Origin of the sequence: Virgibacillus ndiopensis (assembly GCF_900187325.1) — a bacterium.
Classification (GTDB): Bacteria; Bacillota; Bacilli; order Bacillales; family Amphibacillaceae; genus Virgibacillus_E; species Virgibacillus_E ndiopensis.
Genome location: NZ_FZMZ01000005.1, coordinates 497,230 through 512,345, shown reverse-complemented (window position 1 = coordinate 512,345; position 15,116 = coordinate 497,230). Strand labels below are relative to the sequence as shown.

Annotated in this window: 16 protein-coding genes and 2 pseudogenes; 3 read left to right on the top strand and 15 right to left on the bottom strand. The window is 34.4% G+C overall.

Annotated elements, in window-relative coordinates:
* Positions 1–15 precede the first annotated feature (15 nt).
* A complete protein-coding gene (locus CS937_RS09865) occupies positions 16–894 on the bottom strand; it encodes a LysR family transcriptional regulator (protein ID WP_099158286.1) in 879 nt (292 codons plus the stop codon).
* A gap of 111 nt (positions 895–1,005) precedes the next feature.
* Between CS937_RS09865 and CS937_RS09860 the strand changes: the two genes are divergently transcribed.
* Positions 1,006–2,073, top strand: coding sequence for a citrate/2-methylcitrate synthase (locus CS937_RS09860; RefSeq protein WP_099158285.1), 1,068 nt, complete (start codon positions 1,006–1,008; stop codon positions 2,071–2,073).
* A gap of 468 nt (positions 2,074–2,541) precedes the next feature.
* On the opposite strand, the gene xerS is transcribed toward CS937_RS09860, so the two are convergent.
* Positions 2,542–3,612 (bottom strand): tyrosine recombinase XerS, encoded by a 1,071-nt coding sequence (gene xerS, locus CS937_RS09855; protein WP_099158284.1) that lies wholly within the window; start codon positions 3,610–3,612, stop codon positions 2,542–2,544.
* Positions 3,613–4,199: 587 nt separating this feature from the next.
* On the opposite strand from xerS, the gene CS937_RS09850 reads away from it, so the two are divergent.
* A complete protein-coding gene (locus tag CS937_RS09850) occupies positions 4,200–4,688 on the top strand; it encodes a CBO0543 family protein (protein ID WP_099158283.1) in 489 nt (162 codons plus the stop codon).
* 544 nt (positions 4,689–5,232) lie between these two features.
* On the opposite strand, the gene CS937_RS09840 is transcribed toward CS937_RS09850, so the two are convergent.
* A complete protein-coding gene (locus CS937_RS09840; RefSeq protein WP_099158281.1) occupies positions 5,233–5,676 on the bottom strand; it encodes a carboxymuconolactone decarboxylase family protein in 444 nt (147 codons plus the stop codon).
* Between the two features lie 85 nt (positions 5,677–5,761).
* Positions 5,762–6,451 carry an FMN-dependent NADH-azoreductase gene (locus tag CS937_RS09835; protein ID WP_099158280.1) on the bottom strand — a complete coding sequence of 230 codons (690 nt, stop codon included), beginning with the start codon at positions 6,449–6,451 and terminating at the stop codon, positions 5,762–5,764.
* Between the two features lie 183 nt (positions 6,452–6,634).
* On the opposite strand from CS937_RS09835, the gene CS937_RS09830 reads away from it, so the two are divergent.
* Entirely contained in the window at positions 6,635–7,114 is a 480-nt protein-coding gene (locus tag CS937_RS09830) for an RrF2 family transcriptional regulator (protein WP_099158279.1), read from the top strand.
* 289 nt (positions 7,115–7,403) lie between these two features.
* On the opposite strand, the pseudogene CS937_RS09825 reads toward CS937_RS09830, so the two are convergent.
* The 11 genes and pseudogenes from CS937_RS09825 to selA all read right to left on the bottom strand — a co-directional run bounded on the left by CS937_RS09825 (position 7,404) and on the right by selA (position 14,870).
* Positions 7,404–8,624 (bottom strand): annotated as a pseudogene (locus CS937_RS09825) (IS256 family transposase).
* Between the two features lie 148 nt (positions 8,625–8,772).
* Positions 8,773–8,850, bottom strand: a pseudogene (locus CS937_RS19905) (recombinase family protein); the annotation flags it as partial.
* A gap of 149 nt (positions 8,851–8,999) precedes the next feature.
* Entirely contained in the window at positions 9,000–9,176 is a 177-nt protein-coding gene (locus CS937_RS19475) for a hypothetical protein (RefSeq protein ID WP_176555812.1), read from the bottom strand.
* Between the two features lie 291 nt (positions 9,177–9,467).
* A complete protein-coding gene (locus tag CS937_RS19470; RefSeq protein WP_176555811.1) occupies positions 9,468–9,632 on the bottom strand; it encodes a hypothetical protein in 165 nt (54 codons plus the stop codon).
* 311 nt (positions 9,633–9,943) lie between these two features.
* Positions 9,944–10,108 (bottom strand): glycoside hydrolase family 25 domain-containing protein, encoded by a 165-nt coding sequence (locus tag CS937_RS19465; protein ID WP_176555810.1) that lies wholly within the window; start codon positions 10,106–10,108, stop codon positions 9,944–9,946.
* On the bottom strand, positions 10,108–10,356 hold the full coding sequence (locus CS937_RS09815; protein WP_099158278.1) for a hypothetical protein: 249 nt from the start codon (positions 10,354–10,356) through the stop codon (positions 10,108–10,110). Before CS937_RS09815 ends, CS937_RS19465 begins: the two co-directional genes overlap by 1 nt.
* Complete coding sequence (locus CS937_RS19815) at positions 10,357–10,491, bottom strand: hypothetical protein (RefSeq protein ID WP_268233829.1); 135 nt, start codon at positions 10,489–10,491, stop codon at positions 10,357–10,359.
* Positions 10,492–10,644: 153 nt separating this feature from the next.
* A complete protein-coding gene (locus CS937_RS19810) occupies positions 10,645–11,517 on the bottom strand; it encodes a reverse transcriptase domain-containing protein (protein WP_425445465.1) in 873 nt (290 codons plus the stop codon).
* 3 nt (positions 11,518–11,520) lie between these two features.
* Positions 11,521–11,883, bottom strand: a complete 363-nt coding sequence (locus tag CS937_RS20000) for an RNA-dependent RNA polymerase family protein (protein WP_425445464.1) — start codon at positions 11,881–11,883, stop codon at positions 11,521–11,523.
* A 466-nt stretch (positions 11,884–12,349) separates the two neighbouring features.
* Positions 12,350–12,526: a hypothetical protein gene (locus tag CS937_RS19460; protein ID WP_176555809.1), complete on the bottom strand. Its 177-nt coding sequence runs from the start codon at positions 12,524–12,526 to the stop codon at positions 12,350–12,352.
* A 949-nt stretch (positions 12,527–13,475) separates the two neighbouring features.
* A complete protein-coding gene (gene selA, locus CS937_RS09805; protein ID WP_099158277.1) occupies positions 13,476–14,870 on the bottom strand; it encodes an L-seryl-tRNA(Sec) selenium transferase in 1,395 nt (464 codons plus the stop codon).
* Between the last annotated feature and the right edge of the window lie 246 nt (positions 14,871–15,116).

Genomic DNA, 15,116 nt, shown 5'->3' with positions numbered 1-15,116 from the left:
ATGGCTGCTTTTTTCTTAACTAAAATGGTAATTTGAAATGAACTTTACAAAATCGCTTTCTAGTTGGTGTTTATATTTATATAGAATGTACATACTCGCTGTTGGTAATGTTAGGAACGGCACAGGTACTTCTAACAAACTTCCTTCTAATATTTCTCGATTTATTATTGATTTTGGTAAAAAACTAACACCAATTCCTTCTAATACAAAACGTTTAGTGATATGAGATTGGTTAACTTTCATTAGTTTATAAGTTAATAGGGAAGTCTTTAGTTGTTCTTTTATCGTTCCCCAATAAGTTGGATGATTGTCTGTAAAAATAATATTCCTTTCCAAGAGATTATGTGCATCGATAATGGGGCCAGTTTCAGAATCATATCCGTCATGACTACAAACAAGACTTACTGGCTCTTCATGGAATTTTAACGATTTAACTGTTGAAAATCCAGATAAACTTGATAATCCAATATCTACTTCACCGTTTTCTACAGCATTAGAAATTTTATTTGATTCTAATACTTGAATAGATAATTCAACATTAGGAAACTTTTTTGTATACCGTGCTAAAATACTAGGTAGAATTGTTTCTGCCATTAAGGGAGAAATAGCAATCCGTATCGTCTTATGAAAACCTTGTTGGTATCGATTTAGTTGCGTTAAACTTTTTTCATACTGTGCCATAATTTCTTTTGCTTCCTTATGAAACAATCTTCCAAACTCGGTTAACCGTATATGTCTTCCATTTTTAACGAACAATTTATCTCCTAATTCTTTTTCCAGCTGCCTTATTTGAAATGTTACGGCCGGCTGCGTAATGTATAACTTTTCAGCAACCATTCGAAAATTTTCATATTCAGCAGCTAATACAAATGTTTGCAATATCCGCGTATCCATTATTTACACCTCATTAATAAGAGATATTTATTATTATAGTAAAAAATATTAAATTTTAATAATAATTCATATTTATTATACTTGAAATAAGATAGGAAAGGGGAGAGATCAGTGTACAAACCAGGTTTGAAAGGTGTAACAGCGGTTGAAACTTCATTGAGTCAAATCGATGGTGAGCATGGAATTTTACTTTATCGTGATACACCGATAAAAGAAATTATAAACGAACATACCTTTGAAGAAACGGCTTATTATTTACTACATGGTGCATTTCCAACTAAAGAGAACTTATTATTGTTTGAATCAGCATTAAAAGAAAATCGCGAATTACCTGAATATGTGAAACATATTGTAGACCAATTACCGCGTAATCAATCCATGATGGATGTATTACGAACAATAATTTCGTCAATAACACTAAAAAGTTATAACTATATTGATCATGCAATTCAGTTAATTGCAGTGATGCCAACAATAATTGCTTATCGATATCGAAAAATGAAAAATTTACCTATTATTAATCCAGACGATTCCATAAATCATGTATATAATTTTATGTATATGCTCACGGATAGCTTAAATCCAACACATGCGAAAATGCTTGAAACATACCTGATAATGACCATGGAACATGGATTAAATGCATCCACATTTTCTGCTCGCGTTACAATTTCAACTGAGAGCGATCTAGTATCAGCAATCACATCAGCAATAGGTACGATGAAAGGACCGTTACATGGTGGTGCACCAACAGGAGTAATTCAATTATTAGATGAAATTAGAACAGAAGATCGCATTAGTGAAATTATTCACAAGAAACTCGAAAATAAAGAACGTATAATGGGATTTGGCCACAGAGTATATAAAACTGTCGATCCACGTGCAGAAGCTTTGAAAAATAAGATTATTGAACTAGATGATTTACCAGAATGGATAAAATTAGCGTTAAGAACTGAAAAAGAAACGATCAAAATATTAAATAACTATAAACCGAACCAAAAACTTTATACAAATGTAGAATATTATGCAGCAGCAATCATGAAATCATTGAATATTGATCCAGAATTATTTACAGCAATATTTAGTTCTAGTCGAATTGTTGGCTGGTGTGCACATGCAATTGAACAATTAAACAATAATACGATTTTTAGACCAACTGCAAAATATATCTATAAATAACAAAAAAGCGCTATAAATAATTTGATCATTTATAGCGCTAAATTTTAATTTTATCTCACTATCATAAGTATTCTTAGATATTGAGATCGTAAATCACTTTATTTTTATAACTTCCGATAATACATATTATGTAACCTAGAAAATATACAGAAAGATAATCCATGAAATCATGGAATTACAATCATGACGAGTGACACAATAATACTGAAGATAATGACACAAAAATACTGAACCCGTCGCCTTTTCCTATATTCCTATCTTTTTTATAGTTATTTTATTAAAATTCTCCTTATAATGCTTAAAATTAATTTATTCATCCAATGTTTTTAATAATTTAGTGACACAAATATACTGAATTTCTTGTTTAACACATACATCTTTACATAAATTGGACTGGTTGTGACACAAAAATACTGAAACCAAAAAAACTGTGGGCATAAAATCTCCCACAGCCAGTGATTTTTGTATTTATTTATCTGCCTTATTTACTGCTTCATGCATTTCTTCATTTGTGAGATGAGTGTATATCATAGTCGTTTGTATAGAAGAATGTCCCAATTGTCTCCTTAACTTAGGCACATTATTGTTTTCAAGATGGTATCTGGTTGCGAATGAATGTCTTAACTTATGTACCGATAATGATGGTTTACCGAATGCTTTAGCATACTTTTCAACTATCTTTTCAATTGACCGTTCTGTTAATCTTCTAGTTGTTCCTTTTGGTCCCATGGTCGATGCAACAAATAATGCTTTGGTACTTTTATTAACCTCATATCTTTTTTTACGAATAGATAGATATTCCTTTAGATCAAATGTAGCTTGTTCACTAAAATAAACATATTGTTCCTTGTTCCCTTTTCTAATAACCTGAACAGTGCTCTTTTTCCAGTCAATATCATCTAAATTAAGACCAACTACTTCAGATAGTCTAAGGCCAGATCCTAGAATTAATGAAATAATAGCTGTATCTCTCTCGCAGTTTTTCTTATGGAAATTAACGAGCTTTTTGTTGTCTTTATGTACCAAACCGTATTCATGGGCTACAAATTGACGAAACTCTTCATATTCATCTCCTCGCAGCATTTTTCCTTCCATTCGATTGGCGATTGTTTCTTGGTCTTCCTTAACAACATTTAATTCTATCTTCGCCATCACATTTCTTAGAATATATGGCTTCAAGTCAGTTGTTTCTGCGATATTCTGTAGGTAATGAAATAAAGACTTTAGTGCAGATAATTTTCGATTAATGGTTGATGCAGAATTCTCTAATTTAAATTCTAAAAAGGATAAGAAATCTTCAATTTGTTGTACTGTTAGGCTTTCCAGTATTTCAAGTGATACATCTACCCGTTTCCCCTTAAAATACCCTTCTGCCAATATCCAATCGAAAAAAATCATATAATCATGGCAATAGTTTAGAAGTGATGCTGAAGATAGTTTTCTTCGTTTTTTATCTATGTATTCACCAACATACCAGGGAAGCTCTTTTACTTTTTCCTCTACCCTCTCATAATAACGTTGTTTCTTATCTATACTCATTTTGACCACCCCGCTAAAATTAGTTTAGCTTTTATTAATAACTTCGTCAAATTTATATTTTACGTAATAATTATTGCAGGTACACTATATATTATATATCAAAAAATCACTTCTACTTCATTCATTTATTCATACTGCTAAGGAAATCATAAGTTAATTATACCATCCCTTTTAACCCAACGGTCATTTTTAAAACGATGCTATAAGAATACGGCACGATATACTTTTGCCCCAAAAGAATCCCTATATTCATTGAATCCTGGCACTAGTTGAACGGTCCTTTGAAGGATTCGGTCCACAACAAGTCGTATATGCCACGGCGACTGTAAACTTGTAGGGGCAGCTAATGAATTTTTAGGTCCCTCTTAAATGATCTGAAGCTAGTAAAACGAGCTGTGCTCGCTAAAGGGAAACCGCACTATTGCGCATAAAGAAATGAAGAGTGCCAATCTCAAATCAGAGGATATGGTAAAAATTTCACCGAATTATATAATATCCCGAATTCATTTAAGAATTTCTAGCAATGCATATTATGTTTTGCTTTGTACAAAATAACATAAAAAAGCGGTTGAAAGGATGAACTTAGGATGGAACGATTAATGTTAAGGGGGTTACTTGTAGCATGTCTTGCATCGATACCTTTTTTGTTCAAGAAAAAGGGATTGATCATATGGTTACTTGTATTTTTCAGTAAGGGTGTATTAGCAACCATTGTTGATAATTTCGCAGTAGGAACAGGTCGGATTAAATATCCTGTTAGATTTTTTCCAAAAATATTTAAAACAAATATTTTATATAATTTACTATATTTTCCTCTTCTTAGCGTAGTATGGAGTCAAATTACTTATTATGCTCCACCAACTTCAATTTTACTTAAAAGCCTTTATTTCAGTGTACCAATGTCAATTTGCCAATGGTGGATGGAAAAAAAGACAAGGTTATTTGAATGGAAAAGGTGGTCTATATTTCATACATTTCTATGTGTGAATTTTAGCCTATTTACTATAAGAGGATTTGTTAGCATTATTAAAAAGATTCCGGTACAAGATATCAATTCAAAAAATAGCCTTCAATAACAATTTGCTGTAGATATCCCTTAACAACATACTGTTTGATAAAGATAGGACATTTTTAAAATACGGTTATCGCTGTGCTAAAAGAAATCATATTTTAAAAAGGATAATACAAGATGATAAAAACTATAATTATGAGTATTATCATGGCTGTATGCTTGATACTTCCTGAAATAGGGCATGATCAAGTATTTATGAGGTGAAACAGGGAGACAGCCTGTGTGGGAATTTTTTCAGAAATATGGAGTAAATAAAGAAAAAATTACCTCTTTAAATGGGCTTAGTGAGAACAGTCGTCTTGTTCTTGTCAAGGCACTGGTTATTCCAGGTTCTACTTATGTAGTTCAGACGGGAGAAAGTCTTTTGGAGGGTAGCGTCATGAAACTCCACTTACAACGTTAAGGAATTTTCCATTATTAATAGCCTAACTTCTCCGTAAATTAAAATAGAGCAATTGGGCCTTCATTATAACGCCCAATTGCTGAATATAAACAATATTATTAAATGCATCTGAAACGAACACTATAAGATGTCCGCCTTAGAATAATTATTTTTCAGTTGCTTTATTTCCCATTGCGATAGAAATTCTATTCCAACTGTTGATTTGATTGATAATTAGAACAAGATCAACATATTGTCTTTCGTCATATTGCTCACGTACTCGTTGATAAAGCTCATCTGGCACATGTTTTGTTGAGATTAAAGTCACGTACTCTGTCAACTCAAGAGCTACTTTTTCCGCATCTGAATAAAATGTACACTCTCTCCAAGCACTAATACAATATAAACGTTGTTCCGTTTCTCCCATTTTCCTAGCATCAGCTGTATGCATGTTAATACAGTATGCACAACCATTTATTTGAGAAGCCCGAATTTTTATAAGTTCACGAAGTTTCCGGTCTATACCTGTAGTTTTCGTATACTTGTCCATTTCCATAATGATTTTAAGTGCTTCTGGTGCTACATTGTAATAATCAATTCGTTGTTCCATTTTTAATTACCTCCTTAAAAATCTTAGTTAACTCTGGATTTTAATACCCCTCCCTTTAATTCAAAAGGTCGCTGATTTTTCTAGTTTAGAAAGATTGTGAGTTAATATAACCTATTAATTCTTTTTCAGCTGATTTTATTATTTCTTCTTTGTCGTTAGTATACATGTCTAAGCCTTGACAACGTATTAATTTCATTTTGTTAATTCCCATCATGTGCAGTACTCCGCGCATATATTTTGGTGCAATATCTAAATTTACATATCGGTAATTAGTATCATATTCACTTCCACTCGTAAGGATAAATGTGACCTTGGTAGTTTCGTCTGACATCAATCCAACTGAACCAGTTTCAGTGTATTTGAATGTTTCTCTTGCAGTTAGAATATTATCCAGATAGTCTTTAAACTTTGCAGGCACATTCCAATTATGCAAAGGCATGTAAATATAAATATAATCTGCTGACTTCCATTGTTTAATTAATTTATATTGTGCTTCATGATTTTTTAATCGTTCAGCAGACATTTCTTTAGGATTAGTAAAATTTAAAGTGTCAGCAGTAACTTGCGGGATAAAATTATTTGGATCGTAAACATTTAATACTTTGATTGTTCCTTGACCATTTAATTTTTCTTGTAAAGTTTTTAATCCAACATCTGCTAAACGGTTTGCTGTTCTTTTTTGATTGTTGTAATCAGGATGAGCTATTAACTGTAAAATATTCATTGTTCCACCACTATTAATTTGATTATTTTGTAGTTCCAGTCTTTGTTCCAATTTATTTCCTCCTAAATAGGTTCCAATTAGAGATTAAGTTGATCGACGATTGGCATCATCTATAATATATGCTATAATTATTTTTGTCAAGTGAAGATGGTTTACCAAAATCCTCTATTTGACTAAGACTCTAAATTCACCTAAGATACAATTTGAAAATCTTTAAAAAAGCAGGTGAGTTTTATGCAATACAGTGTCGGCGTTGAATATGCTTTACATTGTCTAGTTTATTTAATTGATGTTCCTTCCAAAGAAAGTGTAGGAATAAAGGATTTGGCAGAGTTCCAAGGACTTTCCGAGACATTTCTATCAAAAGTTTTCGGTAAATTATCTAAAGCTGGTATTGTTAGCTCTGTCCCCGGTGTGAAGGGTGGATATAAACTTGCTAAATCTCCAGAAGATGTTTCCTTTTGGGATGTAGTTGAAGCAGTTGAAGGTCATAAGCCTATTTTTCAATGTAAAAATATCAAAGATAATGGCTATTTGTATCGGGAAGGATGCTGTTCAGCTCCCTCTTTTTGTACCATCAATTTAGTTATGCTCTCTGCGGAAGAAAAAATGCGTGATGATTTACGTAGTAAAACTCTTTCATGGTTAAATGAAGAACTTAATCGTGTCTTGCCCAAACAAATACGTGAAGAAACCCGGAAATATTTTTCGTAGATTAACAACTAAAAAAACAAACCTCTCATGAAATTTCCTAATTAAAAGAAATTTAGAGAGGTTTTTTTTATTTCAAGGAAAACGCATGTTTCAATTGTTTATTGATAACTAGGGAATATAAACTATTTTGTGTAAATGGGAATTGCACACAATAAAATATAAAGGCTTTACGTGGAGAAGCGGGCGTGATACGCTCGCTTTTGCATTGGCGATAGCTTTGTTTTTTAAAGGTATCGCCAATCCATCACGCCCGCAGAGGCTCCATGTCAAGCCGGAACCAAACTAACAGTTATAATGCAATTTCGGTTTCTAGACGTTCTCCAAAATGAATGGCTAGCTGTGATATACATTCTTTCCATCCTTGTACTGGCATAGTCCATTTTTTAGTAATATCCATGGTTGCCAAATATATCATTTTCCTTAATGCATCATCAGATGGGAAAGCAGACTTTGTTTTTGTGACTTTTCTAAGTTGTCGATGATACCCCTCGATAATGTTCGTCGTGTATATGATTCTCCTGATTTCCTTAGGATAACTGAAATAGGCGGTCAATTCTAACCAGTTTTGTTCCCAGGATCGAATAATAATTAGGATGCTTTTTTCCCCACTTTTCTTTGAAAGCATTCAAGGCCAGTTCGGCTTCTTCTAGGGTTAATGCTTGATAGACTTTCTTTTAGTTCTTCATTACTTCTTTTTGTTCCTTGTAGGAAACATATTTCATTGAATTGCGTATTTGATGGATAACGCATAACTGTATCTCTGTTTTAGGAAACGCAGAGCTAATAGCCTTTGAAAAGCCGGAAAGCCCGTCCTTACAAGCGATTAGTATATCTTCTGCACCTCTATTTTTAAGATCTGTGCATACTCCCAGCCAAAAACTAGCACTTTCGTTTTCTCCTATCCAGATACCAAGTATTTCTTTTTGACCATCTATATTAATCCCTAAAACACTGTATGCAGCTTTGTTAACGATTCTATTTTCATCTCGAACTTTAAAGTGAATTGCATCTAAATAAACGATCGGATAAACCCGATTAAGAGGGCGTGATTGCCACTCTTTAACTAAAGGCATAATCTTATCGGTTACTTTACTAACCATGGTAGGAGAAACGTCAATTCCGTATAAATCCTGTATCTGGCTTTCAATATCCCTCGTTGACATACCTTTCGCATAAAGTCCCAGTATTTGATCTTCTATTCCGTTGACAGTCGTTTCTATTTCTTAATAATCCTTGGTTCATAGTCACCATTTCGGTCTCTTGGAATATCCAATTCGGTATCCCCATATTTAGATTTTACCGTTTTCTTACTGTATCCATTTCGGCTATTTCCGGTATTATTACCAGTGGTACTATGTTTCTGATAACCTAATTCATTCTCTAACTCAGCTTCAAATACCTGTTGAATGGTATCCTTAAATAAAAGCTTCATCATCTCTTGAACATCTTCTACAGTACGACATTCCTTTGCCAAATCTTTAACGGTTTTGTCATGAAAAAAGTCTTGCATAAATGATCATCTCCTTATTGGAAAGTATATCCATTTACACAAAACTTTTTACGCTCTCGATAACTACAACCAATACTCAACTTTACCAGTTTACAATCTTAGTAAGTTATTCAAGATATTGGCCTTTAATGGAATAAAGAGGGACCATTTGTAGTGATTTTTGGTTTGCTTTCTTACTCCATATGTAATCGATTAATTCAAATAGGTCTTGTGTACTTCGAGTTAAATGATACTTCCAATCTGGCACAATGTTACTGCTGATCAAGTAAAGAAGTACAACTTCTTTTTATCAGGGAGGTTGACATTAAATACAGCAATAAACACCATTGATGATATTGGTGAAAAAGTAAAGAAATTAGTTAGATAATGTTATTATTAATCAACTCCACCTTTTTTGAATGAGTAAGGAATAATCCCTTTTGCTTTAACTTTATTTAATGGGGAAATTGTCCAATCTGGAATATTAGAGACTAATAGATTTTCCATTATTTTGTTTGATTCTAAGCGAGTAATTTTATCTTCTAATTCTTTTATTTTATGTTCATAACTCATTGCTTATCACCTCTAATAAGTTATTAGCCCCTCTCAAATGAGAAGGGCTAGTCGTGTGGAGTCGTGATGTTTTATTTATTATACACTTTTTGCTTAATCTGCATTCGTATAAGGTCGACGACCATTGTGAATGACTTCATGCCATCCCGGGATAGATCTAGCTATCGGTAATTTTTCACTTTTCTTAGCTGTATCGAGTTTTTTAGATTTAGTACTTGATGGCTTGTAGCATATAAATGCAGCATTAAAAATTTTAGTAATTTGAATATATACCCTAAAGCTAATATGTCTTTAATCTTCTTTTCTAGGTTTTTGTCTCGATTTGCTAGTTACTTTCATTTCATTACCAGTAACAGAAGTGAAATCACGGTATGCATAGTTCGTATTTACACTTCCGTTGATTCTGTTTACTTCCACTATTTGTGTGCTGCTACATTTAATAAAAAGATTTGTCATAGCTGCATGTTTCTCCCCATTGAGTTACCCAATTATCAAATCGATTTAATTTACTTCTGTTAAGTTGATTATCTAGCTAACTTTTATTTGCGTAAAGACTGACATAATAGCCTACATCCCTTCACCACATCTAAGAAAGTGTAACAAATCTCTACTAATTCAGCATCAGAAGATATACCATGTCGCTTTTTATATCCGTTTGCATCCTTGATATCAAAAGAGATGGGATAAGATGGATTTTTTACTTTTAACAACCTTAAGGCGTTGTCCACCTCACTCGTAACTTTATAAATAGGCACCCCAATGGATGCCTACACGTTCACATTCTTAAACATTACTCTTAAATTTTTCATCGTATCGGTATCGCTATTAATTCCTATTCGCAGCATGGCAAACTGAATTCCATCGACTTTAACTTTATCCCAATCAATATCTTTTAGTTGTTCCGATACATCTATTCCTTTTCGTTTAGTCATTAGTGTTCCTCCTCTTTGGTTTGAGTCATGTTCTTAGTACCGCTATACAAACCAGTTGCTGAAAGTCCATACATCAGTCCGACGATGATATTTTGTTTCAAGCTTGCATCTAAATAAAAAATACCGAATGCAAGACCTAATACAACTGCTACAAATGGGCTATATTTCACTGGTAAACCCACTATTTTAACTAACTCCACCATTGCCAAAATCAATGGAATAATCGCCACATCATAAATTTCAAACATTTAAATTCCTCCTTTAATAATTACCACTAATAAAGTCATAACAATTGCACTTAAAACTAACCGCAATATCCATGTTGCATTGCCTTTTATTGATTTAATATCTTCTTTAACCATTCTTTCATCTAGCTTATGCAACTTTTAAGCATGTTTTTACATCATTTCTATTTCTAACTTAATAATTCTTTCATCCATATGAAACCGCCTTTCTCAATCGAGTAGAGGGAAAAGTTAAGAACTTTTCGCCCCTCTCACACCACCGTACGTACGGTTCCGTAACGGCGGTTCAATTTATATTTCAGTGTGTACTTTTAGATAGTGGTCTAAGGCAAAGGGGATTCCCCTTCGCCTTAGTCGCTTGTTGGATAAGGCTATCTGTACGACCTTCGATAGTCCAATAAATCGGTAACCTTTTCTACAGTAAGTTAAGCCTTTGGCTTCTTCTTTGGGTATATCAAGCTGAACGAGAGATTTTATTCTCTTTTTACTGTTCTTCCAATGCTTCCAAATGATTACCCGAATTCTGGAGCGGAGCTTTGCATCTATTGTCGCAAGAATTTTCTTCATGTTAGCTATCTTGAAGTAGTTGACCCAGCCGAAGATGACCTGTTTTAACTTGACGGTTCTATCGTCTAGTGAGATGCCCCAGTTTCGTTTCGTTAGCTGTCGCAGTTTCCTTTGAAATTTCCGAATCGACTTTCCATGTGGTCTTGGTTGAAACTTCTTTTTATTAGGATCATAATAGAAACCAAATCCTAGAAATTTTGTTTTATTAGGGCGTGAGATTCTGCTCTTTTCCACATTAACTTTTAATCCCAATTTCTTTTCGATAAATTTTGAAATAGAAGTAAGTATCCCACTTGCTGCTTTCTCACTTCTGACGAAGATAAGACTATCATCTGCGTATCTAACGAAACGCAGTCCTCTTGCTTCCAGTTCTTTGTCTAACTCATTCAACATAATGTTACTTAGAAGTGGACTAAGATTGCCTCCTTGCGGTGTTCCTATCGGTGTATCTTCGTATTTTCCGTTAACCATCACACCACTTACGAGGTATTTCCGTATAAGAGAAATCACATCTCCATCTTTTACCGTGTGGGAGATGATTCTCATCAGCTTATCATGATGGACTGTATCGAAGAATCGCTCTAGGTCGATATCCACTAACTATTCATACCCATCATTTATATATTCCAACGCTTGAATTATTGCCATCCCGCAACTTCTTCTTGGTCGGAACCCGTAGCTGTATTCGCTGAATTGTTTTTCAAATATGGGACTGAGTTTTTGGCTAATTGCTTGTTGTACCACTCTATCGACAACTGTTGGGATACCTAACTTACTCATTTTCCCATTCTCTTTCGGAATCTCTATTCGAAGTGCTGGTGCTGGTTGGTATTTCCTTTTTCGAATTTGGGTTCGCAGTTCATCCTTATGTTCCCTCAAGTAAGCCTTCAGTTCTTCCACAGATACTCCATCCACCCCGCTTGCACCTTTATTACGGTACACCCGTTTGTAGGCATCGTTCATGTTTTGATTGCTTAAAAACTTCAGAAGATTATCCTTCGTGCAGTCCTGGCGTAGAAACACTATAAACTGTTCAGCCCTTCATGATTTTCATCATTACTACGGCTTCGGCTGACTTCTCACGATTAACCTTTTTTGACTAGCTTTCTTTTTAGGGGACTCCTTAGCTATCCGTGAGACCTCCCAGGGTAAGACAACTATCTTTCCTCTTTTACTCGCCTGATTTACTCTGTAAGATTACGCACATCTTTAGGACTTTAACTTGTTTTGGAGTCTTATCCACATACAGAGCCTTGGTATCAGATTCCTGTTCGTCGAGCCAAGATTTTGATACACGCTTCCTTCAGCCCTTACCTCGCGATATGTCCTTGCGCTTCTCTAGTGGTTAGTTGATGTGTACCCCCACAGTGGACTCTCACCACCTAGATAGTCGCCATGCCTGGCGAACAAATAAAAAGAGGACTGAATATCAGCCCTCACTAAATTCTTTTGCTTCATTTATTAATTTCGGTATTGGTTCATAACTATGAGTTTTTAATGCTTTTCTAACATCAGTCATTTTATCGAAATACTTTTGCTTATCCGAGTAAAATTTTTCTACACCTTGTATAAATCCATCCAAATATTCTGCCCATGAAGTAGACATTTTCTCTTTTGAATTACCAAAAGAATTTTTAAATTTATCTTTTAATCATTAAAATCATTCTCTTAAAAGGAACTTAGTGCCCTTTCGAGTTCTTTAGCATCATTAGAAAGAAAAACTATTTCGCCAGATTGTTGATCTTCAATCATACGGCTCCCATCAATTGTGGCATTCCATATTTACCATGCGCAAACAACTTGTGTTCTTGCTGTGCAATAGCCCTTAACCAATGTTCTGCTTTTCTTCGATGTTTTCGCTTCTTGTATTTTCGGCGAACCCATTTTACAAAGTAACTATTGATGTATCGCAATACACTATACATTAATGATTTATAGAATTGTCCATAATAATTAATTCATACTTTGATTTTTTATTAAACATACTGGAAATATCCTTCAAAATTTTATCAGCTTTGATTTGTGCTTACTTACTTCTCACTTCTTTTCTGATAGCTTTCTTTGCCATGTCAGCAATAGATGGGAAGGAGCTTTGTAATGATTTTCAATATTTGTTCTTTGAGTGTGGTCGAATTGTGTATTCTGGAAAATCGAAAGAAATATTCGTATAGTTCCATTGTCTGTCTATCATTATTACAGTATGCCAATTTTCGTTTTACTCAAGTTCAACTCCAGTCCGTTGAAATCTTTCAACCACTCTTCATTGTAGGTATCTTGCTTGTTTCAATGTAGCACAATGTGCTATTCCTTCATACATCTTTTCCATTTATTGCTTCTTCTAGAGACTTTTCTGTAATAAAACAAGAGGGGACAAACATAATCAGAATATCCTTTAACTTTTACAGTCATCCTATTATCACCTCCTATCATATAATTTGACCACAACTGTTTCTCTATTGACAAAGTATTTACTTAAAGATTTCCCCTCTGGTCAATAGTCTCTAATACAAACCTGACAACATACAACACCAATTAACGTTTTGAATACAAACACACTAGGTTATGCTAATAAAAACTCCGATTAGTTCAGGCATTTCTGTATTACTTATCGTCCTAAAGTCGAGTAAAACTCTTTCGTCTTTAATACGAGCTATTACCGCCGGATTACCTTTCCTTAGTTTCTCCGCTAACAAATGGGCAGACAATTTTTTATGTGTAATGGCAACAACATAAGTTGGGAGCTCCACCCCTGGCATTGTACCGCCACCAATTTGTGAAATATCCTCCAGCAGATCTAATTCGTAAGCAGGGCGTTCTACTGCTTGAATGAATGAAGTTGCTTGGTTTCGTATATAATCACTCGATTTCACAATATCTCGAACGGTTGGCAACTCCCTTGCGCTTTTTTCAGATAAATAGGCACGTAATGTTTTTTCCAAGCCTGCGAATGTCATTTTATCTACACGAAGCACCCTAGCTAGTTGATGCCTTTTAAGCTGTTGAATGAGTTCCTTTTTTCCTGCAATAATCCCAGCCTGCGGACCACCTAATAATTTATCTCCACTAAAACTTACTAAGTCGACGCCGGATGCCAACACTTCTTTAACTAAAGGCTCCTCCCCGATGCCCAGTTGCCGAAAATCGTATAATGAACCACTTCCTAAATCTTCATAAAAGACAACATTTTTTTGCTTAGCTAATTCCACTAATTCTTTTGTGGAAACCGATTCTGTAAAACCAATCGTTTTAAAATTACTGGTGTGTACCTTCAGAATCATTCCTGTGTTGTCACCTATCGCATGTTCATAATCATATAAATGCGTTTTATTTGTTGTTCCTACTTCAACTATTAGCGCTCCACTTTCTTCCATGATAGATGAAACACGAAATGAACCACCTATTTCAACAAGTTGACCTCTTGACACAATCACTTCTTTTTCCTTAGCTAATGCACGTAACACAAGAAGGACCGCCGCTGCATTGTTATTGACAACCATAGCTGCTCCTGCTCCTGTAACCTTCGTTAACAAATCCTCAAGAATATCATGTCTAGAACCCCGTTTCCCATCGGTGAATTGATATTCTAGGTTAGAATAATTGCCAGCTATGCCGGCAACATGTCGAATAGCTTCTTCACTTAACCTAGACCGCCCTAAATTTGTATGTAAAACTGTACCTGTTCCATTAATAACTCGAAATAATCGATCTTTTTCAAATGTATGTAGTTTTTTCTCCACATTACTCCAAATGTATTCAATGATTGCCTGTTTGGTAGTAGCCTCTTTAGGTACATTCTCACTTAACAACTGACCACGTAATAGCTGTAATTCACTTTGTATTACCTCCGTTATTTGGGTTTCAGGTATATTGAAACGCTTAACATTGTTGATAAATCGATCGCTTTTTTGCAGTTCATGGACTGGTGGCAATTCGCGTAGTAAATGCTTCATAAGCACACTCCTCGTATATTATATTTAGGCTCTTTAATTCAGCCTATAAATTACTAGAAAAAACCCGTTTTCAGAATGTCAATAAATTGGATGCTCTGAGATATTCCCAGATAATGGTCTTAGGATCATTTGGGACAATTCTTACACTCCTTGTGGCTTACCACATTATAAAGACTGTTTCCCAGTGTACGTGTCGATCTTCCCGGGGCGGCTTTCGATACAAGGATAGTACTCATATGGAGGCTG